At 42.0% G+C, this 21947-nt stretch carries 18 protein-coding genes; 10 read left to right on the top strand and 8 right to left on the bottom strand.

What is annotated here, in order from left to right; genetic code table 11:
* Positions 1–106: 106 nt before the first annotated feature.
* The 3 genes from ACWF5P_RS07190 to ACWF5P_RS07180 all read right to left on the bottom strand — a co-directional run bounded on the left by ACWF5P_RS07190 (position 107) and on the right by ACWF5P_RS07180 (position 3274).
* The gene (locus ACWF5P_RS07190) at positions 107–1216 is read right to left on the bottom strand and encodes a histidine kinase N-terminal domain-containing protein (protein WP_434168788.1); all 1110 of its coding nucleotides are present in this window, start codon (positions 1214–1216) and stop codon (positions 107–109) included.
* Between the two features lie 236 nt (positions 1217–1452).
* Positions 1453–2340 carry a cation diffusion facilitator family transporter gene (locus tag ACWF5P_RS07185; RefSeq protein WP_402941120.1) on the bottom strand — a complete coding sequence of 296 codons (888 nt, stop codon included), beginning with the start codon at positions 2338–2340 and terminating at the stop codon, positions 1453–1455.
* A gap of 445 nt (positions 2341–2785) precedes the next feature.
* Positions 2786–3274 (bottom strand): universal stress protein, encoded by a 489-nt coding sequence (locus tag ACWF5P_RS07180; protein WP_452444755.1) that lies wholly within the window; start codon positions 3272–3274, stop codon positions 2786–2788.
* 292 nt (positions 3275–3566) lie between these two features.
* On the opposite strand from ACWF5P_RS07180, the gene ACWF5P_RS07175 reads away from it, so the two are divergent.
* Positions 3567–5600: a PBP1A family penicillin-binding protein gene (locus ACWF5P_RS07175; protein WP_434168789.1), complete on the top strand. Its 2034-nt coding sequence runs from the start codon at positions 3567–3569 to the stop codon at positions 5598–5600.
* Between the two features lie 857 nt (positions 5601–6457).
* Here ACWF5P_RS07175 and ACWF5P_RS07170 read toward each other — a convergent pair.
* Positions 6458–6766, bottom strand: coding sequence for a hypothetical protein (locus ACWF5P_RS07170; protein ID WP_098372549.1), 309 nt, complete (start codon positions 6764–6766; stop codon positions 6458–6460).
* A 194-nt stretch (positions 6767–6960) separates the two neighbouring features.
* Between ACWF5P_RS07170 and iadA the strand changes: the two genes are divergently transcribed.
* From iadA to ACWF5P_RS07140, 6 genes are all read left to right on the top strand, one after another.
* Positions 6961–8136 (top strand): beta-aspartyl-peptidase, encoded by a 1176-nt coding sequence (gene iadA, locus ACWF5P_RS07165; protein WP_434168790.1) that lies wholly within the window; start codon positions 6961–6963, stop codon positions 8134–8136.
* Positions 8137–8995: 859 nt separating this feature from the next.
* Entirely contained in the window at positions 8996–10108 is a 1113-nt protein-coding gene (gene pdhA, locus ACWF5P_RS07160) for a pyruvate dehydrogenase (acetyl-transferring) E1 component subunit alpha (protein ID WP_434168791.1), read from the top strand.
* Complete coding sequence (locus ACWF5P_RS07155; RefSeq protein ID WP_101224443.1) at positions 10108–11091, top strand: alpha-ketoacid dehydrogenase subunit beta; 984 nt, start codon at positions 10108–10110, stop codon at positions 11089–11091. The genes pdhA and ACWF5P_RS07155 overlap by 1 nt, the downstream gene beginning before the upstream one ends.
* A 29-nt stretch (positions 11092–11120) precedes the next feature.
* Positions 11121–12401: a 2-oxo acid dehydrogenase subunit E2 gene (locus tag ACWF5P_RS07150; RefSeq protein WP_434168792.1), complete on the top strand. Its 1281-nt coding sequence runs from the start codon at positions 11121–11123 to the stop codon at positions 12399–12401.
* Positions 12402–13826 (top strand): dihydrolipoyl dehydrogenase, encoded by a 1425-nt coding sequence (gene lpdA, locus ACWF5P_RS07145; protein ID WP_434168794.1) that lies wholly within the window; start codon positions 12402–12404, stop codon positions 13824–13826. It begins immediately after the preceding gene.
* 373 nt (positions 13827–14199) lie between these two features.
* Positions 14200–15579 (top strand): amino acid permease, encoded by a 1380-nt coding sequence (locus tag ACWF5P_RS07140; protein WP_101224231.1) that lies wholly within the window; start codon positions 14200–14202, stop codon positions 15577–15579.
* A gap of 90 nt (positions 15580–15669) precedes the next feature.
* Here ACWF5P_RS07140 and hisC read toward each other — a convergent pair whose 3' ends face one another.
* Positions 15670–16782, bottom strand: a complete 1113-nt coding sequence (hisC, locus tag ACWF5P_RS07135; RefSeq protein ID WP_434168796.1) for a histidinol-phosphate transaminase — start codon at positions 16780–16782, stop codon at positions 15670–15672.
* A gap of 173 nt (positions 16783–16955) precedes the next feature.
* Here hisC and ACWF5P_RS07130 point away from each other — a divergent pair, with 173 nt between their 5' ends.
* Positions 16956–17423 (top strand): Lrp/AsnC family transcriptional regulator, encoded by a 468-nt coding sequence (locus ACWF5P_RS07130; protein ID WP_101224229.1) that lies wholly within the window; start codon positions 16956–16958, stop codon positions 17421–17423.
* 96 nt (positions 17424–17519) lie between these two features.
* Here the strand turns inward: ACWF5P_RS07130 and ACWF5P_RS07125 are convergent, their stop codons facing one another.
* Positions 17520–17918, bottom strand: coding sequence for a carboxymuconolactone decarboxylase family protein (locus tag ACWF5P_RS07125; RefSeq protein ID WP_452444754.1), 399 nt, complete (start codon positions 17916–17918; stop codon positions 17520–17522).
* A 118-nt stretch (positions 17919–18036) separates the two neighbouring features.
* On the opposite strand from ACWF5P_RS07125, the gene ACWF5P_RS07120 reads away from it, so the two are divergent.
* Complete coding sequence (locus ACWF5P_RS07120; protein ID WP_452444753.1) at positions 18037–18459, top strand: Lrp/AsnC family transcriptional regulator; 423 nt, start codon at positions 18037–18039, stop codon at positions 18457–18459.
* A 223-nt stretch (positions 18460–18682) separates the two neighbouring features.
* Entirely contained in the window at positions 18683–19618 is a 936-nt protein-coding gene (locus tag ACWF5P_RS07115) for a catalase family peroxidase (RefSeq protein WP_452444752.1), read from the top strand.
* Between the two features lie 266 nt (positions 19619–19884).
* On the opposite strand, the gene ACWF5P_RS07110 is transcribed toward ACWF5P_RS07115, so the two are convergent.
* Complete coding sequence (locus ACWF5P_RS07110; RefSeq protein WP_452444751.1) at positions 19885–21555, bottom strand: ABC1 kinase family protein; 1671 nt, start codon at positions 21553–21555, stop codon at positions 19885–19887.
* 14 nt (positions 21556–21569) lie between these two features.
* The gene (locus tag ACWF5P_RS07105; RefSeq protein ID WP_230177310.1) at positions 21570–21872 is read right to left on the bottom strand and encodes a phasin family protein; all 303 of its coding nucleotides are present in this window, start codon (positions 21870–21872) and stop codon (positions 21570–21572) included.
* Between the last annotated feature and the right edge of the window lie 75 nt (positions 21873–21947).

Raw genomic sequence — 21947 nt, 5'->3', positions numbered from 1 at the left:
ATTCACCTCGATTAGTAGTGGAACCTACCTATTAGTATAAGTAACTGGACGTCAATCAGTCAAAAATTTCACACTAAAAACCTAAGTAAAAAAGGTTGTTTATCCATTATTTAGTTTTCAATTGTATGGAAAAGGTCGTTAGGAAATCGGTAGAGTGACAGGTTAAGGTTCCATGATGCTTTAAGACGATTTCTTTACAGACGAATAATCCCAATCCCGTTCCCCTTTTTTTGGTTGTGATGAATGGTTCAAAAATATTCGGCAAAACGTCGTCAGGTATCTTCGGCCCGTTGTTCGATATATTTAAAGTAAGAATGCTGGGTGGTGATTCAGAGCCTGAAATGTAAATGGATGGGGAAGGCATCCCTGCAACCACATCAAGAGCATTTAAAATAATATTAAGTAAAACCTGACGGAATTCTTCTTTAGAACCGGAAATTACGGCATCCTCGGCAATATTACATGTAATGGAAGCATTTACTTCCAAGATGCTTGGATATAGAAATTCGATTACCTCATTAACAAGCTGAGCAATGGAAAATAGATCAGGTGGTGATGCTGAAGTTTCCTTTTTGGAAATATTAAGGAATTGTGTGATCCGGTAATTGAGCTGATCCAATTCCTTTGAAATGATATCAAGGTATTTTATTTCAGGCTGTTCTGCCTGTAACAATTGTATGAATCCCATGATGGAAGTCAGTGGATTTCTGAATTCATGGACAAAACTTGAGGTCATTTGGCCAAGTAGCGTCAAACGGTCTTTATGGTTTGGGCTTATGAATTGATAGCGTTCTTCAAGTTCCATCGTTTTCAATTCGGTATAATGGGATAATGCAAAATGAATGAGTTTATCGAAGCAAACGTTTATTTGCTTAATTAGATCCGATATTTCTTCTTTGGGTGCTTCGGAATTCAATACGTGCTCAATGATGATGGATCTCCCGATGGTTGCAGTGGAAAAGAAATTTTCCATATCCAATTGCTTATTAACTCGATCAGACGCAATTTTTTCCCCTACGACCTTCAGTACATCGCCTATTTCAGTATCCGATTTTCCAAGCTGATCCATTAGCAGATTAAAAATATTTTCCACTTCTCCTTTAAAATACCCTAGATATCCGTTAGGTAAATGCAGCAACTCATCTTTCCATTTGGAAATGATGCTGGTTTTTTGAGAAGATAAAAAGTGAATGGTCATTTCTCGATTAGATACCATTTTGCCCTCCATACTGTAGGAAAATGAATTTACTTTTGACCCAGAAAGTGCTTTATTAGAATAAAATTACAAAATATCAAAATAATTACATGTTGTTTTCATGATAACAGATTACTGTTCTTTTAACATGTGTCAATTGGATAAATATTCGGCAATCAATCAATAAATACCTTTTTTTGACACAGTTTTATTACAGTAATTACAGGAATTAATAACAAAAAAAGGTATCCGTAAAGTTAATGACGGTTACCTTTTTTATGAAATGCATATGGTTCGATATGAACGATCACATGCTGAATATTATATTCCTTCAAAAGATTCTCTTCGATTTTAACCGTAATATCATGACCTTGAATGACGGTCAAAAGGGGGTTAACGTGAACGGTAGTTTCGAGCAGGATTTCACTTCCGTGCATCCGGGCTTTAATTTCACTCATTTCTTTAACACCTTCTGTCAATATAATGGTTTTTCCGATCTTTTGCAGGAGCTGCTCGTCGAAACCATCGGTTAAAGAGATGGAGGCATCACGAAAGATATCCCAGGCTGTTTTACAGATAATGATCCCCACGACTGCTGCAGCTATCGCATCCAGCCAAGGGATTCCCATCTTGGTGCCGATGATTCCAATGAAAGCACCAACACTGACAAGGGCATCGGATCGATTATCCTGTGCGACGGCATAGATGGAAGAGCTGTTGATCTTTTTACTTAGAGATAAGTTATAACGGTAGATTCCGTACATGAAGATTGCAGAGAATAGAGCTACATAGCCGGTCAGCATACTGGGAACGGTTGTTGAATCTTGGTGAAAGAAGGATTCAATGGCACTGAATACAACCTGGAGGCCCACGGTGATCATGATGAAGGCAGCTACCAACGAGGCTACGGTTTCCGCCCGTAAATGACCATATGAATGATTATCATCGGGAGGTCTCTTTGAAATTTTTAAACCGATCAATACGGCTATGGAAGCGATGATGTCAGTCGTATTATTTAAACCATCAGCCCAAAGCCCTTTGGAATCTCCAAAATAACCGAATGACAATTTAAGAGCAGACAAGAATATGTAAGCGGCGATGCTTATGTACGCGCCTTTTTCAGCTGAAATCGAATGTTTATCCATGTCCATTCCCTCCCCAATGTAAATTAGGCTTAATAAAGATACCAAATCAAACCTTAGTGAGTCTATAGAAAAATTGTCGTATTTAGCCATCTAACATGGTTAATAGCAGGTGTATTGAAGGTCTGTAAAGAAGTTGGATAAACGAAAGAATATCGCCATAAAATGGGAACGGCGATTTTTGATGACATGTGCATTTTCTTTAATTGTAATATTCTATCCGATGATCGAAAATTAAATACTTACAAAGGGGAGCCAAATAGGCTGAGAGTGAACAGTTCGAACTGGTGCAGGGATGTGGTTTTGGATACAAACAATACATGTATTACTGAAAAATCCAACAAAAAGTCCGGATTCTATAAGAAAACGGACTTTTTCGAAGTATGAACAATTAGTGTGAACCGGCTCAACTTTCATTTTGCAATGAATACCGAACAGGGGGCGTTTTTCAAAATGGAACTACTGTACTGCCAAGGAAGAACTTTTCCAAACCGCTTTTAGCGCTATTGCCGACAACGATAAGATCAGCTGAAGTTCTTGCTGCAAAGTCACATACGCTATCTGGCGCATATCCTTCCAATAGTTCGAATTTCCCCTTGACTTGACATTCACTTAACAATCTCAACGTATTACTTTCTGCGTTCTGAATACTATTCTCGATGGCGGAAGGGGTGTCATTTACCTTTTGATTTCGTGGCTGATCAACTTCAACAACAGGATGTGTCTGGACTGGATCTACATAAAATCCGGCAGCAGGTACGAACCCTGGAGCAGAGGCGTCTCCCACGATACGCTGTTCAACTTTATCATTTAGGACATGAACTACGGTCAACTCGGCTTTTGGAAAGGCCTTTTTCAATGTTGCTCCATATTCGACAGCCCGTTTACTCTCTTCGTTTCCATCAAAAGCGACGACAATATGCTTTAAGTCCTTCATTAATATCATCTCTCCCCTTTTTAAGACCTTAAAGGTGTTATACCCACTTTTAAATGGCTTCACGCCTTTAATCTGTATATAGACTGCCATTTACGGGTAAAGGATAGATACGAGCATAGTTAAAATGGTAGGATGAAATCTGGTCCTTAAGTAAGTTGTCACGCTCAGACTATGAAGAAATATCATCAAGGGTGCCGATATCCGAGTATAGTGATACATGAAAAGGGCGCCTAGCTTCGGCCTTTTATTCAATCGACGAGTTTTCTTTAATAAAAAGGGTAAAATATTTTTAATGAAACATGTCGCAGATGGGAAAATGGGGGTACAAATGAGAGGGTTAGTGAAATTAGGTCTAATTATAATATTGGTGATAGTGGTTTTAGGCGCCGGTTCACTGTTGTATTTCAGGCAGGGTGCTGATATAAGTCATCTTGAAAATAAGCTTCAGCAACCGACAGGGATCTATGATTTGGATGGGAATCTTGCCAGTACGATCACGGCAAATAAATCCGAAGGTGTTGCGATAGATGAAATACCGGAACATATGAAACAAGCGGTGGTTTCCATTGAGGATCACCGTTTTTATGAACATCACGGCATAGATTATCAAGGAATTATGAGGGCTTTGGTTAAAAATGCAAAGGCTGGAAGTGTTGTTGAAGGCGGGAGCACGCTCACCCAGCAGCTTGTGAAAATCACGATGCTGGAATCGGATCGAACACTGAAGAGGAAGATAGAAGAGTTTTTTCTCGCCCAGGAAGTTGAAAATCAGTATACAAAAGATGAAATTCTGGAAATGTATTTGAATCAAGTTTATTTTGGCCATGGGGCATGGGGAATCAAAAAGGCTGCAAATATTTATTTTTCCAAAGAGGTCTCTGAATTGACCGTTGCCGAGGGCGCATTGCTGGCGGGAGTCATTAACTTGCCATCCAAACTTGATCCATACAAGAATTTAGACGGGGCAGTGAAGCGGCGCGATTTGGTTCTTTCGAGAATGGCGGAACATGGTTATTTGACGAAAGATGAAGAAGCAGCTGCAAAAAAAGATGCGGTGACACTTCTTATGGGGGAGAAGGAAACCGATCCATTAAGAGGTAAATATCCCTATTATGTCGATCATGTTTTATCGGAAGCATCAAGTAAATATGGAATTAAGCTTGAGGAGCTGCTTTCAAAGGGCTATAAAATTTACACGACTCTGGACCAATCCATGCAGCAGGCTACAGAAACCGTGTATGAGAATGCAGCCAATTTTCCAGCTGGAACGAGTACAGAAGAACTGGTTCAAAGCGGGTCTGTTCTCCTTGATCCTGAAACCGGCGGCATAAAAGCACTTGTCGGCGGGAGAGGTGAACATCAATTCATGGGATATAATCGGGCCACCCAGCTGACAAGGTCTCCTGGATCATCCATTAAACCGCTTGTCGTTTACACGCCAGCTGTTGAAGAGGGATATGATATCACTGACCCTTTAAAGGATGAAAAAATGAGCTTCGGTGAATATGAGCCAACAAACCTGAGCGGTGAATATAAAGGAGAAGTCCCCATGTATGAAGCGGTGATGAATTCCTTGAATGTACCGACGGTTTGGCTATTGAATGAGATTGGCATCGATAAGGGGCTTGATTCACTTAAGCGGTTTGGAATTCCATATGAAAAGGATGATCGAAACCTGTCGATCGCTTTAGGAGGGATGAAAAAAGGTGTTTCCCCGCTGCAGATGGCAGGAGCCTTTTCAGCTTTTGCCAACGAAGGGGAACGGATGGAGACCCATGCCATTGTAAGAATAGAAAATGCCGATGGAAAAGAGGTTGCCGCCTGGAAAGAGAAGAGCACCAAAGTGACCTCAGTAGGCGCCGTCGATAAAATGAATGCCATGCTGCTTGGAACAGTGGAATATGGCACAGCGAAAAACGCCGCAGTTTCAGGTTATGAAATAGCAGGTAAAACAGGCTCCACACAAGTTCCCATCGAAGGAATATCAGGGGTTAAAGATCAATGGTTCATCGGTTATTCACCTTCGCTGGTCGGTGCTGTATGGGCTGGATATGATAAGACCGACGAAAATCATTATCTAACGACACACAGCAGTCAGGGAAGTGCACTCATCTTCCAAAAAATAATGGCGCAAGCTTTACAAAATCAAGCGGCTCAATCTTTTAAAGCTCAGGATATCGGACCGCTAATAGCTGAACAGCAGGCACTTATAGCAGAGCAACAGGAGAAGGAAGAAGAGCACAAAAGGAGACAATATTGGATTGATAAAGGAAATGAGATTAGGGAAGGTTTGAATAAATGGAGGGACTGGGAGGTTCCATGGTGATTCTCAGGTAAGGGGGTTTAAATAAAATTAACAAACTGAGACTGTCAATCATTTGACAGTCTCAGTTTGTCGACGAAAGGGAGCGGATTTAATACGTGGCTCCGGAGTCTGAATAATCCGTGAACGGCCGAATAAAGAGCTAGTAAGGCCGAATAAATCCGAGAAGGGTCGAATAAAGAGCGGGTAAGGTCGAATAAATCTGTGAACGGTCGAATAAAGAGCGGGTAAGGTCGAATAAATCTGTGAACGGTCGAATAAAGAGCGGGTAAGGTCGAATAAATCTGTGAAGGGTCGAATAAGGAACGGGTAAGATCGAATAAATCCGTGAACGGCCGAATAAAGAGCGGGTAAGGCCGAATAAATCCGAGAAGGGTCGAATAAAGAGCGGGTAAGGTCGAATAAATCCGTGAACGGCCGAATAAAGAGCTGGTAAGGCCGAATAAATCCGAGAACGGCCGGATAAAGAGCGGGTAAGGCCGAATAAATCCGAGAAGGGTCGAATAAAGAGCGGGTAAGGTCGAATAAATCTGTGAAGGGCCGAATAAAGAGCGGGTAGGGTCGAATAAATCCGAGTAGGGTCGAATAAGGAACGGGTAAGATCGAATAAATCCGAGAACGGCCGAATAAAGAGCGGGTAAGGCCGAATAAATCTGTGAACCGCCCAAAAAAGCTCAGGATGAAATCAACTGGAACGTTTTTAAAATAAAAAAACTGCAGGCAAACTCGCGTTTGGCTACAGTTCTTCATTTATTTTAAAAAATTAGATTTGCTATAATGCCGATTACGACAATTGCGCCTATCACCATTAAAATGGTTCTCATTTTTATACACCCTCTTCATAACGTAGTCGGAATCATTTAAATATTAACGGTTTGGTTCGATTGGAAACCGAATGAACTTTCATCATTTTCTTTACAAATAGCCTGTACTTTTTCTAGCATGGCATGTACATTCTCGCCTTCAAGGATGACTTTCATGGTTGCACACTCTTGAAGAATGAGCACAAAGGATACGAAAGTCGAAAGTTTCTTGGCATCGACCAATTTATGGTTGCAGATAAAATATATATTCCCTTTAAATTCTTTTGTAACTTGATATAGGTTCATGATTTGTCGCATGGATAATCTTTTATTTGTTTTAATGTCAGAAGAAATCACTTTATTCATGTCGTTTGCTCCTTTTGTTTTTATACTTTTGGAAAAGCATAATCAAGATGTCAATTCGGCTACAACTTTTAAAAAATGAACAAGTATGTTTGGTCTTTTTTATGTAATTGTTAGCTGGTCATGTTGTATATTTACCCGGGTAAAAGATTTTGAAACCTATTTGAAAATTTGTATTTTTTGAAGGGAGAAGGAGAATGCTCACACTTATTAAAAATGGGGAGCTATATGGTCCGGAATATATGGGCCAAAAAGATATCCTCTTGGTTGGGAAGCAAATTGGATTCATCGAGGACAAGATTGAGGTACCTGACAATTTCGTTGAATTGGAGGTGATTGATGCGGATGGCCAAATCGTGGCTCCGGGTTTTATAGATGGTCACGTACATATTATCGGCGGAGGCGGGGAAGGCGGCTTTAAAACGAGGACTCCTGAAATCCAATTAACAGATGCCACTTTAGCGGGTATAACGACATTGGTAGGGGTCATCGGAACAGATGGAACGACAAGGACGATGCCCGCACTGCTTGCTAAAGCGAGAGCGCTTGAAGAAGAGGGAATTAGCTGCTTCGTTCAGACTGGTTCCTATCAAGTTCCAGTCAAGACGTTAACAGGTAAGATCGAAGATGATTTGATTCTTATCGATAAAATTATCGGTGTTGGCGAGATAGCCATTGCCGATCATCGTTCCTCGCAGCCGACTGCAGCTGAGCTGGCTAAACTGGCCTCTCAGGCGCGTAATGGAGGTCTGCTGTCCGGGAAATGCGGTATCGTCAACATTCATGTCGGAGACAGTCTAGATCATTTGCATGTAATTGAGGAAGTTGTCGAGACAACGGAAATACCGATCACTCAGTTCTATCCTACACATATAAACCGAAATCCGCATTTATTCAATGCAGGGGTGGAATATGCAAAAAAAGGGGGGTATATCGATTTTACGACAAGTACGATCGAGAAGTTCCTTGAAGAAGGGGAGGTCAAAGCAAGTACAGCAATAAAAAGGGCACTGGAAGAAGGCGTTGAAATCGGGCAGATTACCATAACTTCAGATGGACAAGCCAGCCTGCCTGACTTCGATGGAAGCGGCAACCTGCGGGGTTTGAACATTGGTACATGCATGTCCTTATATGATTGTGTTGTCGATGCGGTCCTCGAGGATGGAGTGACAATTGCCGATGCCATACGAGTTGCGACGGCAAACCCGGCAAACATTTTAAAACTTTCTGCAAAGGGTCAGCTTGCGGTAGGTAAGGACGCCGATATCATCATAATGAAGAAACAAACTTTAGAAATAAATAGTGTTATCGCGATGGGACAAATCATGGTCAAGGATGGTGAAGCAGTCGTGAAAGGAACATTTGAAAAATAGATCTTTCTAATTTTGGGTGCTATTTCGGTGCGAAGTTCCACCCCATTTATCCTGAATTGCAAAAAGGGGTAACATTGATCTAATTTCGGATTTCTGAAAGAGGGAATGTGTAATGATTTCCACTCCAGGCACTCACTTACCGCGGGCGTCCGGGATCCTTCTCGGCGCTCGCCTGCGGGGTCTCCCTCGACGCGCTTTTTCCCGCAGGAGTCTCGAACACCCGCTCCAATCAAATGGAACTTCTTTTTTAAGAAATATTGTATGGAAACTGGCCCTTCTCCAATTCGTCTAGAGTCTGGCGGCTCCATCAATTTTTTTTTGACAAAAGGAGTTTCGGATTTCTCGACCTGAACCAAGATTAAAAAAGTAAACTCGATTATCCTTCATGTTTTTACTATAATCCTCATTGGATTTCAGAAATCAACTGGAATATTCCATTAGAAAAAAACGTATGCAACTGGATTTTTCCTTGGAGTTTGTATACAGTCTAAGACCCTTAATTATATAATGGGTCTTTTTTTGTGCTGGATACTTTTTGGGTGAGGTCGTGAATAAATCGAGCATATCACAATTTGTAGGTAATAAATGAAATTTACCCATTGAATGTTCTCATTTTCAAAATGAAGGTGAAGTATCAGAAAACATATTCTAAATAAAGGCAATATATGAAAAATTCATTCTATTTAACATATTATTAAAAACTTGGATGTATTATCCTTTTATATAAGGAAATGTATTTTATGAAACAGCATTTAATCACAGACATAGAGACCAATAAAACATTTTGGGCTGTTATTTCATGACTGTTCAAAACCTTGGTAAGTTTGCGAATCAAATCTATCTTAAGGGGAGAAATGAAATGGAAAAGACGGGAAACCCAATAATGAAAGCGCATTCAGATGGAACTGAGCCGGAAATGTTTCGTGTATTGACTCCTGAAGGGGAAATCATTGAAACGATTGATGGAAAAATCGATAAATCACTTATGTTAAAGATGTATGAGAGCATGCTTCTGCTCAGAACATTTGACCGAAAATCAATTAATCTTCAGCGCCAAGGCAGGATTGGGACATATGCACCATTCGAAGGACAGGAAGCATCACAGGTAGGAAGCGCTTTAGCATTGTCGGCAGGGGATTGGATGTTTCCCACATACCGTGATCATGGAGCTGCAATCATTCATGGTCAGGAATTATACCGTGTCTTCCTATACTGGATGGCACATTTTGACGGCTCAATTTGTCCAGAAGGAAAAAGGATTATGCCTCCAAGTGTTCCCATTGCCACTCAAATGGTTCATGCAGTTGGTACGGCTTGGGCAAGTAAGCTTAAAGGCGAACAGAATGTTAGCATTGCTTATTTTGGTGATGGTGCCACTTCAGAAGGGGACTTTCATGAGGCACTGAATTTTGCTGGCGTTTATAAAACCCCGACAATCTTTTTCTGCCAAAATAATGGCTACGCAATCAGTGTACCTTTTGAAAAGCAATCGGCATCCAAAACGATATCCCAGCGGGCTGCTGCTTATGACATCCATGGGGTGCGGGTGGATGGAAATGATATTTTTGCAGTATGGCTGACTGTAAAGGATGCTGTCGAAAGAGCGCTAAAAGGGGAAGGGCCTACATTGATTGAAGCCATTACCTTTCGCTATGGCGCCCATACTACTGCAGACAATCCGAACATATATCGCGATCAGGACGAAATTTCAACGTTCTGGAGGGAAAACCGCGATCCCATAACACGTCTTAGAAAGTATTTGGATAAAGAGGGTCACTGGAATGAAGAGCAGGAGGAATTGGTGATAAAACAATTCAACGAACTGATCGATGCTCACCTGCAAAGAGCAGAAGGTTATCCAAAATCCGACCCGCTCGAAATGTTTAACCATGTATATGCAAAGGAGTCATGGCATCTAAAGGAACAGAAGCAGGAATTGAATCAAATTTTAAGGAAAGGCGGGAAGAAATAATGGGCAAAAATTTAACGATGCTCCAGGCTATTACGGAAGCGCTGGACCAAATGCTGGGTCATGATGATCGCGTGATGATCTTGGGTGAGGATATTGGAGTTAATGGCGGGGTTTTTCGGTCAACGGAAGGGCTTTATGAGAAGTATGGAAAAGATCGAGTTGTCGATACGCCATTAGCTGAATCTGGAATCATCGGCTCTGCCATTGGTTTAGCCCTTAACGGAATGCTGCCCATAGTGGAGATCCAGTTTCTCGCCTTTATTTATCCTGGATTCGAGCAACTCGTTTCCCATGCTGCCCGTATGAGGTATCGTACTCGTGGGCAATTTGGGGTGCCCCTCGTAATCCGTACTCCATATGGTGCCGGAATCAGGGGTCCTGAACTTCATTCCGAAAGTGTCGAAACCTTCTTTGCCCATACTCCGGGTTTAAAGGTGGTTGCACCCAGTAATCCATATGACGCAAAAGGGCTGCTCATTTCAGCGCTCGAAGATCCAGATCCGGTGATTTTTTTGGAACCGACAAAATTGTATCGGGCCTTTAAGGAAGAAGTTCCCGACGAAATGTACCGAATACCCATCGGTCAAGCAAAAGTGGTCCAGGAGGGAAGCGACCTGACCATTTTTGCATGGGGGGCCATGTTAAGGGAGGCATTGAATGCCGCGAAAAAGATTGAAGCGGAAAAAGGCTGGAAATGTGAAGTGGTCGATCTTAGAACTTTATACCCTCTGGATAGGGATACGATCGTGCAATCCATTAAAAAGACAGGTCGTGCATTAATCGTCCATGAAGCCCATAAGACTGCCGGATTAGGTGCTGAGATCATCTCCATCATTAATGATGAAGCTCTTATTTACCTGAAAGCGCCGATTAAGCGTGTAACTGGATTTGATGTTCCGGTTCCGCCGTTTACAATAGAAGATCATTATTTACCGACTGTTGACCGTGTAAAACAAGGAATAGTCGAAACGATATCATTTTAATTGTGATTAAGGGAGAAGGAGGATGACGCATGATGGAATTTAAACTTCCTGATGTAGGGGAAGGGATGCATGAAGGGGAAATTATCCAATGGCTCATCAAAGAGGGGGATGCGGTAAAACAGGATCAACCCATTGTTGAGGTGCAAACGGATAAAGTCAATGCTGAATTGACTGCTCCCGCAGCGGGAGTGGTCAAGAAGATATTTTTTTCCGAAGGGGATATCGTGGAAGTGGGAACCACAATATTCACAATTCAGGAAGAGAACGATATGTCAGTTCCGGATACAGTCATTATTGAAGAAGAAAACCATGCCGTGCAATCTAGCGATGTAAAAGTGAATGCAGAGCATATTACGACTAAACAGCATCATGAGACATTGCGTGCGCTGGCAACACCATTCGTGCGTCAATTGGCGAGGGAAATGAAGATTGATATCGAGAAGGTTAAAGGCTCCGGTCCAGCTGGGCGAATTACCGAAAGTGACTTGAAGCAGTTTAAAGAAAATAATTCGTTTACACGAGAAAAAGCCAAACAGCTTGAGGACAGGATTGTTCAAGATATGGCCCCGATGAAGGATGCCATCCAGGAAAAAGGTTTGGAAAATGAGCGGGAAGAGCGGATTCCGCTTAAAGGCATTCGTAAAAAAATCGCTGAACATATGGTAAAGTCGGTTTCAACCATTCCTCATGTAACACATGTAGATGAATTGGAAATGGACCGATTGAAGGAATTTAAAAATCAATTAAAGGAGTACTCCGATGATAAGGATATTAAATTGACTTTTTTGCCATTTTTCGTTAAAGCGATTGTCATCGCCTTAAAGGAGTTCAAAACACTAAACGCTTCAATTGATGAAAGAACCAATGAAATCATCCTGAAAAATTATTATCACATTGGGATTGCGACGAATACAAACGAGGGTCTCATTGTACCAGTCATAAAAAATGCCGATCAAAAAACCATTTTCCAACTGGCTGATGAAATCAAGCGATTGGCAGCCCAAGCCCGTGAAGGGAAGCTGAACATAGATCAAATCACAGGCAGTACATTTACCATCAGCAATGTAGGACCGATCGGAGGGATGCACGCGACCCCGATCATTAACTATCCGGAAGCGGCCATATTAGCTTTGCATAAAATGGAACATCGCATGGTCGTTCGCGATTTGGAAGGTGTTATCCGTTTAATGATGAATATGTCACTTTCTTTCGACCATCGTTTGATTGATGGGGTAACAGCGGTGCATTTTACCAATAGAATTAAGGAATTGCTGGAAAATCCAATTCGTTTAGTTGTGGAGATGAGATAAATGGTAGTTGGGGAAGTTGCTGTAGAGACGGATGTTGTCATCATGGGAGGAGGTCCGGGAGGATATGCTGCGGCTATCCGTCTCGGCCAGTTAGGAAAATCAGTCGTGCTTGTTGAAAAGGATAAGCTGGGCGGGGTATGCCTTAATCGGGGCTGTATACCATCAAAGGCATTAATTCACGCAGCAAATCAATACCAAAGTCTTAATGATTTAGGGAAAATGGGAATCCGGCTGCCTCAGGAAAGCACGACTATGGACTTGGGAGTTTGGCAGGATTGGAAAGCGGGCATCACATCTCAATTGAGGCAAGGTATTGCCCATTTGTGTAAGGAAAATGGAGTGACGGTGGTTAAAGGTCAAGCAACCTTTTTATCTGATGACCGCATTGGAGTCGAAACCGATGGCGATTTCGAAACCTATAAGTTTGAGCAGGCAATTATTGCGACGGGGTCCAGGCCTTTCATTCCATCCTTCATTAAAGTCGATGGAGAATATATATTGGATTCGACATCATCTTTGCAGCTGCAGGAAGTTCCTTCAAGCTTGTCAATCATTGGCGGAGGATATATCGGAATCGAATTGGGTATGGCATTTGCAAAGCTAGGTACTAAAGTGACCATCATTGAAATGGCCAATCGCATACTCCCCCAAGTTGCTGAAAACTTGGTAAAGGAAGTCACAAGGAATGCCAAGAAGCTTGGGATGAAAATCAAAACCTCCTCGAGTGTAGAAAACGCGACAGTAGTGAATGGCCAAGTACATCTTCATGTGTCCTCGGAAGAACAGGGGACGGAAGTGGTCGTGAGCGAAAAGACCCTGGTTACAATTGGCAGGATACCTAACACTGAAGAAATTGGCCTGAATCGGGCTGGAGTTACGGTTGGCGAGAAAGGCCAAATAGCAGTGGATATGGAATGCCGTACAAATGTGCCGCACATCTTTGCCATCGGTGATACTACACCTGGTCCGGCTCTTGCCCATCGAGCATCCAAACAGGGAATTGTGGCAGCTGAAGTGATAGGGGGGCTGCCAAGTGCCGTAGACTCACCATATGTTCCATATGTAATCTTCTCGGAACCACAAATAGCTGGTGTTGGTTTAAGCCGTGAAGAAGCTGAACAACAGGGTTTCAGCGTCAAGGTCGGCAAATTTCCGTTCAGTGCCAACGGAAGGGCGCTTGCAACGAGTGAAACGGAGGGATTTGCTGAAGTGATCGTGGATGCTAATAGCCACATATTGCTCGGGATGCATATGGTAGGTGCTGATGCTTCCAACCTTATAGGTGAAGGGGTCCTTGCCCTTGAACTGGCGGCTCGGGTCGAGGATATTGCCCTCAGCATGCATCCTCATCCAACTTTGACCGAGGGGTGGATGGAAGCGGCTGAGGCAGTTTTGGGACATGCGATTCACATCGTAAATAAATAACATAACTGGAATATGTATCATGGGGATTACCGATGTAGTCCCCGATTAGAATGTTTCATTTTAATAGAGTCAGAAACCCGGTCATTGGTCCCCGTAAGGCAAGGCTATCAGCAAGTCACTCCATTTCGAAAATCTGACCGGCGTTTGACCATACGGGAGCCATATTAGCCTGCAATGATTCCTCTTGTAAAACCATCAGCTTATTGATATCATTTTTACTTTGGGGAAGTATGAGAAGAGTTTTCAAGAAGGCTTTGCTTTCTTCCACTCCTAAACCATAACGGTTGATGAGATAACTTATCTATTCGCCATTCAACGATTGAAATGGGTTTAATTTATATGAGAAAATTATGGAATGAAGGAGGCAAATGTAATGGAGTCAAATGGTGGGTCACTGCAAAAGAAATTATTGCCACGGCATATTAGCATGATGGCAATGGGAGGGGCTATAGGTACTGGGATTTTTAAAGGAAGTGCCGAAACCATATCGTTAGCAGGGCCAGGAGTTATATTCACTTATATTTTTGCAGGATTATTACTGCTTGTAGTCATGGGTGCTATAGCAGAAATGGCGATTGTCTATCCAAATACGAATATGAAGGGTTTCGTACAGAAAGCATTCGGTAAGCGTTTTTCCTTCATCGTAGGCTGGATGTATTGTTTCATGTGGCTGTCCGTATGTGTCATTGAGGTAGTGGTGGCAGGAAGCTTCTTGCAATATTGGCTCCCGGCTATCCCTCTATGGGTATTAAGTTTAGGGTGTGCGGCTTTCATAATTGGGATTAACATGATGAATGTCAAAAATTATGGTGAATTCGAATTTTGGTTTGCTGGCATTAAAATTACAATGATCATCTTATTCATCATATTGGGAGCCTGTATTTTATTTGGAGTGATCCCAAGCGGCGGATCTAATTATCTGCAAAACTTCACAGGGCATGGAGGATTTTTCCCAAATGGATGGATGTCCATCTTTTCGGCGTTACTGATCGTCATGTTCTCCTATGGCGGTTCCGAGTTAATAGGGGTGACAGTAACCGAAGCAAAGGATGCAGAACGCATTTTACCTAAGGTCATTAAAAACTATATTTGGAGAGTCGTTTTATTCTTCACCTTACCGATCCTTGTAATCTGCGGTTTGATTCCTTGGAACGAAATTAGCGACCAGGCAAGTCCGTTTGTACAAGTTTTGTCAATGTCAGGTTTTCAGGGTTCTGCGCATATCATGAATTTCATTTTGATTACGGCAGTCTTATCAGCCGCTAACTCTGGAATATATGGGTGTACCCGAATGCTGCATTCTTTAGCTGCAGAAGGGGAAGCTCCCAAATCATTCTCTTATGTATCAAAAAATGGCGTTCCTTTGTATAGTTTGATATTAAGTGCAGTTGTATTGGTCGTCGGCTCCATGATTACTTTCGTTGCACAGGACCAGGCATTTACTCTATTAATGGCTTTTCCGGGCTTTGTAGTATCACTTGTATGGATCAGCATCTGTTTAGCGCAGCTAAAACTTCGCAATTCTTATCCCAAGGCTCCGAGTTTTAAATTGTGGGGCTTTCCATATGTAACCTTGTTTACTGTAATCACCTTAAGCATCATTTGTGTCACGTTCGTGTTCAGTGAACAGAATCGGATCAGTATCATTGCTTGCCTGATTGTGTTGGCTGCATTAATCTCGATTTCGATTTTTAAATTTAAAAGTGTGGATGCACAGGAGACACCTATAATAGAAAAGGATATTGCTAAATAAATTCACGTAAAAGATACGGCATGGGCAAAGGCGTCCATGTCGTATCTTTCATTAATGATCATTGATATACAGCAACTTCATTTCGATCGGTCATGCACCAGACGTTTTATTGATAATATGTTGTAAGGATGCTATGAATCTCTCGTTTTCAGGCGCAGTGCCAATGGTCACGCGGATAGTATTTTCATAGCCTAGCAAATGACCTGAACGGATGATGACACCCTGAATTAATAACTTCTCAAAAATGTCCCTGCCAGGTTGATTCAATTTGACCATCAAGAAGTTGGCATGTGAAGGGTAGAATGTTAATCCCATCTTGCTTAGTTCGTTTTCTAAATATCTTCTTCCTTCCTCATTCTTACGAACACATTTCTCAACAAATGGATGGTCGTCGAGGGAAGCGAATGCTGCAGCCTGTGCTAAACGATTGGTATTGAAGGGCTCCTTCACTTTAACTAGCTCTTGTATGATTGAAGCATCCATTAAACCGTATCCAATCCTTAATGCAGCCAGGCCATAAATCTTCGAAAAAGTGCGTAAGATAACCAGGTTTGAATGCATATTGAGAAGTGGTAAGGTTTCTAAAAATTCTGCATCTTCGACATATTCATAGTATGCTTCATCAACGATCAGCAAAATATGTTTCGGCACCTTCTCGATAAAAGTGCGCAACTTTTCTTTTTGAACGATCGTTCCTGTTGGATTATTGGGATTACAGACAAATATCATTCTTGTTTTTTCTGTTATGGCCTCATACATACCCTGCAGGTCATGTACCCCATTAATAAGAGGTATCTTTACAGGTGTGCCGCCGTCAATCAATACATTCGTTTCATACCGTGGAAATGTCACATCAGCCATGATGACTTCATCATTTTGTTGGATATAGGTTCTTGTTAACAAACGAATCACTTCATCAGAACCATTTCCCAAAATGATATGATCTTTATTGATATTCAATTTCCTTGCCAGCTTATCAGCTAATGCCGGTGCCATACCTTCAGGATATAAGGAGGTTTGCTCCATTTCGGTAAGCATGGCTTCTTTTGCTAGAGGTGAGTAACCGAATGGGTTCTCATTGGATGCCAATTTAACGATCGTTTCAAGACCAAGTTCGCGTTGCACTTCTTCAATTGGCTTGCCGGAAACATATGGGCTGATGCTTTCGATGTTTTGTCGAACCGGGATTTTCGTAAAGGTCAATGCAGGTTCCTCCCTTTGGTGAATTCTGAATTTTCTTTTTCTATTTGATTATTTTAATGATAGAATATTAACTGGTAAAATTACATACAAAAAAGAATGTATTTATTGCTATCCATACAACATTTTAAAGAAATATATGCTTATATTCCTTCATTATGAAAGGCGGTTGCTTCATGGATGAAATAGATGTCAGGTTACTGGAACTTTTACAAAGAGATGGACGCATTACGATTAGTGAACTATCGAAGAAATTGGCTCTCAGTCGACCAAGCATCTCTGAACGTATGTATCGCCTGCAAGAAAAGGGGATCATTGAGGGGTTCAGCGCAAGGGTTTCACCTCTGGCAATAGGAAGGGGTGTACTTGTGTTCATTCAGGTGAGTGAACTTAAGGTTCCTGTTTCCGATTTTGAGACATTGGTGAAAAATGATTTAGACATTATCGAGTGCCATCGTGTAACGGGAACAGTTGGATATTTTTTGAAAGCGGCTTTAGCTGATATGGACAGCATGAGATTACTGATAGATCGATTGATACCATATGGTCATCTGAATACATCCGTGGTTTTGACATCCCCGGTACCTTCCCGCTCCATTCTTCCAAGGATCAATGAAATGGAGGATCATGGGGCGAAATCCTAGGTGGTAATTCAATTTATAAGGATTCGGTGACCGTTCAAACTAGAAAATAGGTTTATTACAAAAGGAACGAGGCAATGCGCCTGTTCCTTTTTGTCGTTATTTTAAATCCATCAAAGCCCCGAAATATTGCTGGGCGGTTGTAAAACAAATGAATGCCAATAGTTCAGAAATTTCTTCATCACTGAATGCCTCCTTCAACACCTGGAAAAATTTTTCCTCCGTTTTTTCACGTTGCAAGAGAAATACCTCCGCAAAGGCGATTGCATAGCTTTCTTTCATATCTTCCGGCTTTAGTGGAGTCCCTTTTGCCTGACAGTATGAGCAGCCATTACCGTATGCCAGCACCCTTCTGACGTTTTCCTTTAACTTCTCCGAAAGTTTCCCATCTGCAGATATGCAATCTGAAAGCTCCGACCATTTATGCGAAATCTCTTCAGAATGAAATAATCTTTGAAATGGACTGGATCCCTGTGATAATTTTTTTATTCTTGTCATGAACATCTCTCCTTTGAGATAATCCTAATATAAAAAACCAAGAAATTTAATTCCGTTTGTAAAGAAATGCGGTTGAATAATGAAAGAATGTAAAGAGAGGAAGGGGAATAATTTAAAAATGAAAATAGATGAGAAAGACCAGAGCATCCTTGCCGAATTAACGTTGAATAGCCGCATCTCCATGAGGGAATTGGCAAAGAAAGTAAACCTCTCTGCTCCCACCGTTGCCGAACGGGTACGGCAAATGGAGTCGTTCGGGATCATTAAAGGGTATGTTGCCGAGATTGATCATAAAAAGATCGGTTTTCCAATTGAGTGTATCGTGGAAGCAACGATAAAAAATGGGGAATATGAGAAATTCAAAAAGTATATCTCCGAGGTGCCGAATGTTGACTTTTGTTATCGAATTGCCGGGCAGGCTTGCTTTATGCTGAAAATCCACACTCAGAGTCTTGAAGAAGTGGAGGAATTCATCAATCGGACCATTCCTTTTGCGGCAACCGTTACCCATGTGATCCTTTCACAGGTGGAGCGGGAATAGGAATGAGTATTTTTCTAATGGAAGAAAAAGAGATCTGTAGGCCGATCATTTGAATTAATGGATAAAATCACGTGTCCATAAAGGTATACATAAGTTTGCAGCGCCTGGATATTTCCAGGTGTTTTTTTGCAATCAATGCTTTCGGTGATTCAAGAAAGAATAAGCTAATGGAATAAAGGGTACATGTAATAGTGGATTATAATCTGAAAAGGTGGGGTGAGGTATGTTGGAGGAAACTGACGACTTGAAACCTGAATTAGCCAGGGAAGCAGTTAATGTGATTGAAGATGTAGCTGGAAAATATCCTGGTTATCGGCGTGCACATGCAAGGGGATATGTTTATGAGGGGGTTTTTACCCCAAACGGAAAAGCGTCCCCATTAACGGTGGCTTCGCATCTTCAGGATGAAGCCGTGCCGGCGATCATTCGGTTTTCAAATAGCTCGCCGATTCCAAGCCATCCTGATGCCATTTCCCCTGTAAAGGGCATGGCAGTCAAGTTTCAATTGCCGAATGGAGAGGTGTCAGATCTTAATACTGTGACCATTCCGTTATTCTTTGCGAAAACACCGGAAGCGTTTGTTGATATAGCTGGCTTTTTCAAATCTGCCAAAGAAGGTTTCCCAAATCTGAAAGAGCTTGCAAAAATCCTGTGGAAGTATCCAGAAAGCAAGGCAAGCCTGCAAATGCTTAAAGAAATGCGTTCTCCAGCCAGTTTCTCAACGTGTCAATATTATTCCATTCATGCATTCTATTTCATTAACGCGGAAGGAAGGAGGCAGGCCATCAAGTACGAGTGGGTACCTGATGCCGGCCTTAGTATGCTAGAAAGAAAGGATTTGGCCAAGCATTCGCCAGAGTATCTGAATGAAGAAATGGAAGAGAGGCTGAAAGAAGGTCCGGTGGGCTTTAAATTGAACATACAAATAGGAGGGGAAAATGACCCGACTGACGATCCAACCACAGCTTGGCCGGAAGATAAACAGGTAATCACGATTGGGCATTTAATGATCTCCAAAAAATCGGAAGTGTGTAAAGATTCTTTATTGTTTGATCCAACCAATATTTCTGAAGGAATCGAGTGCTCGGAAGACCGGATCTTGAATTTTCGCCATAGTGCGTATGCCGTTTCATATGAACGACGGATAAATAACCAATGAATGAAATCACGAAAAGGGAACCCTGCATTAAAGGGGTTCCCTTCAGACTGCTGGAAAACCTGCTTTCGGAAATCCACTCCCTTTCCAACTGTAGACAAGCCTCATCAATGCAAGCGTCTGTGGGTTTCGGCTAGCCCAGTTATTCGGCAGGAGTGTCGTAAATTTCTTCAATCCAGTGAGAATTGCAGTAAAAAACTTAAAGGATAAGGACTTGTTTTAAATTCATGGTTCGGGATGAAACCAATCTGAACCCCTTTTATAGTAGGTTACATTTTTCCGGATCTGAATATGGTGTAGAGCATAAGTAAGAACATCAGGGTTGCAACGACAAATCCAATCTCGATAACCGGTATTTTCCATAGGATTAAGGTTTCCCCGCCTATTGCAGAGCCGATAATGAGACCGACCATAATTATGCTGAATGCAAGCAGGATAATACTGAACGACAGCCGGTTCGAGATTTGATCAAGCTTATGTAAAAATACTTGAAGTTCGGGAATGTTGATATCGAGCCGCAATTTCCCTTTTTTAATGATACTTGTCACTTCCTTGACATCCTTGGGCAGTTCGGCAATGGCTTCAGCAGACTCGATGAATTGATTCCAGGCGTTTTTCGCAATGTTTTTTGGATTGTAGCGTTCCTTAAAAAGCCTCTCCCCAAAAGGTTCAGCTGCCTTCATGATGCTGAAATTCGGATCTAACCCTTCGACAATGGCCTCCATGGTAAGCAGAGCCTTGCCGAGCATCGTGAATTCGGGAGGGATTTGGACTTGATGCCGATTGGCAACAGTGAACAGGTCATTGACTGCTCCGCCTAAACTGATTTGGCTCAATGGGATATCATAATATTTATTTCGCAGCTCATCAATATCCCCCCTTAATGGAGCCATATCGATTTCGTCCGTCAGGAGGCCCATATCTGAAAGCGTCTTGATCAATCCATTGGTGCTTCCGCGTTTCAGGTTTATGACTAGCGAGGCGAACTGATACTTCGTTTCTTCCTCCAGACGTCCCACCATTCCGAAATCCATGAGTGCGACGACATTTCCCGGCAAAATGATGATATTGCCCGGATGGGGGTCGCCGTGGTAAAATCCATCAATCAATATTTGCTGAAGCATGGAGTTCGCTAATCTTTCTGCGATTTGCCGGCGATCATAACCTTCATCATCAAGCTGCTTATAATGGTTGATCTTAATTCCTTGAATGAAATCCATCGTCAGGACCCTTTTTGTGGAAAACTCCCAATGGATCCTTGGTACCTTAAACCCTTGATCATCGATGAACTGCTTGGCAATTCTTTCCCCGTTTCGACCCTCGGAGTTATAATCGAGTTCTGCGCGTAGTGATTTAGCGAATTCATCAATCATTTTTCTGATTTGGTAGCGTCTTGCCCAAGATATGCGAGCTTCCATAAGTCTTGCCAAATCATCGAGAATTTCCAAATCCGTTTCCACTGTCGGCAGAATATCGGGCCGCTGCACTTTGATTGCTACGACTTCCTGTGAAGGAAGGCGTGCCGTATGGACCTGTCCAATTGAAGCGGTTGCCAGAGGGGTTTCATTAAATTCAAGAAAAATGTTTTCCAAAGAATCACCCAATTCGGCTTCGACAATTTTGCGAACCTTATCAAATGGAAAAGGGGTCACCTGGTCCTGTAGCTTTTCAAGTTCGCGGACGATCTCATCGGGAACGAAATCACGCCTAGTGCTTGCAATCTGACCAAGTTTAATGAATGTTGGTCCCAAGCTTTGTAATATCTTATGCAGCCGCTCTCCGATTGAGCGGAGGTTCAGGTTTTCATCGGGTTGGAGTTTCGATCCCGCTTTGCTCTCGGATAATCCCAGGCGATAGATGAAGTAACCGAAACCATTTTTCAAGAAGGCATTAATGATTTCCTGGTAACGATGTGCGTGTTTCAGTCGCTTGCGAAACATTGAAGTACCTCCTGTCACGATTGTAAGTTTTGGTTCTGCTTCTCCAAAATTACGATACGGCGCTCCAATTCCTGAACTTCTTCTTTAGTTGCCAAGTTTAGGCCATTGAGCGCTTGGTTGACTTTGGCCTTGATGGAATCATCCAGCTGCTTTTGGGCTTGTTCCCCTTTTTCGACCCATTGCTTCAAAAGGACCTTGGAGTCTTCTTTGCTGATATCGCCTTTTTTGACAAGAGAGTCCACTGCTTTTTCAATTTGCTCTTTTGTAGCAGCGGCAGCACCTAATCCTAAAGAAAACACATTTTTTAATAAGTCCATTTTTACATTCCTCCAATATAAGTTTTTTACACCGTAAGAAAGATAATAGCGGATCCCGTTCAATCTGGTTCATTC

The sequence above is a fragment of the Peribacillus sp. NPDC055009 genome, assembly GCF_053608705.1.
This window is presented reverse-complemented; position numbering and strand designations above follow the sequence as displayed.

Coding starts and splice junctions, on each gene's coding strand:
- ACWF5P_RS07115 (WP_452444752.1), top strand. CDS start 18,683: ATGTTGGAGGAAACTGACGACTTGAAACCTGAATTAGCCAGGGAAGCA.
- ACWF5P_RS07130 (WP_101224229.1), top strand. CDS start 16,956: ATGGATGAAATAGATGTCAGGTTACTGGAACTTTTACAAAGAGATGGA.
- ACWF5P_RS07150 (WP_434168792.1), top strand. CDS start 11,121: ATGATGGAATTTAAACTTCCTGATGTAGGGGAAGGGATGCATGAAGGG.
- lpdA (WP_434168794.1), top strand. CDS start 12,402: ATGGTAGTTGGGGAAGTTGCTGTAGAGACGGATGTTGTCATCATGGGA.
- ACWF5P_RS07180 (WP_452444755.1), bottom strand. CDS start 3,274: ATGAAGGACTTAAAGCATATTGTCGTCGCTTTTGATGGAAACGAAGAG.
- ACWF5P_RS07155 (WP_101224443.1), top strand. CDS start 10,108: ATGGGCAAAAATTTAACGATGCTCCAGGCTATTACGGAAGCGCTGGAC.
- iadA (WP_434168790.1), top strand. CDS start 6,961: ATGCTCACACTTATTAAAAATGGGGAGCTATATGGTCCGGAATATATG.
- ACWF5P_RS07170 (WP_098372549.1), bottom strand. CDS start 6,766: ATGAATAAAGTGATTTCTTCTGACATTAAAACAAATAAAAGATTATCC.
- ACWF5P_RS07120 (WP_452444753.1), top strand. CDS start 18,037: ATGAAAATAGATGAGAAAGACCAGAGCATCCTTGCCGAATTAACGTTG.
- ACWF5P_RS07190 (WP_434168788.1), bottom strand. CDS start 1,216: ATGGTATCTAATCGAGAAATGACCATTCACTTTTTATCTTCTCAAAAA.
- ACWF5P_RS07175 (WP_434168789.1), top strand. CDS start 3,567: ATGAAACATGTCGCAGATGGGAAAATGGGGGTACAAATGAGAGGGTTA.
- ACWF5P_RS07110 (WP_452444751.1), bottom strand. CDS start 21,555: ATGTTTCGCAAGCGACTGAAACACGCACATCGTTACCAGGAAATCATT.
- ACWF5P_RS07185 (WP_402941120.1), bottom strand. CDS start 2,340: ATGGATAAACATTCGATTTCAGCTGAAAAAGGCGCGTACATAAGCATC.
- pdhA (WP_434168791.1), top strand. CDS start 8,996: ATGGAAAAGACGGGAAACCCAATAATGAAAGCGCATTCAGATGGAACT.
- ACWF5P_RS07105 (WP_230177310.1), bottom strand. CDS start 21,872: ATGGACTTATTAAAAAATGTGTTTTCTTTAGGATTAGGTGCTGCCGCT.
- ACWF5P_RS07140 (WP_101224231.1), top strand. CDS start 14,200: ATGGAGTCAAATGGTGGGTCACTGCAAAAGAAATTATTGCCACGGCAT.
- ACWF5P_RS07125 (WP_452444754.1), bottom strand. CDS start 17,918: ATGACAAGAATAAAAAAATTATCACAGGGATCCAGTCCATTTCAAAGA.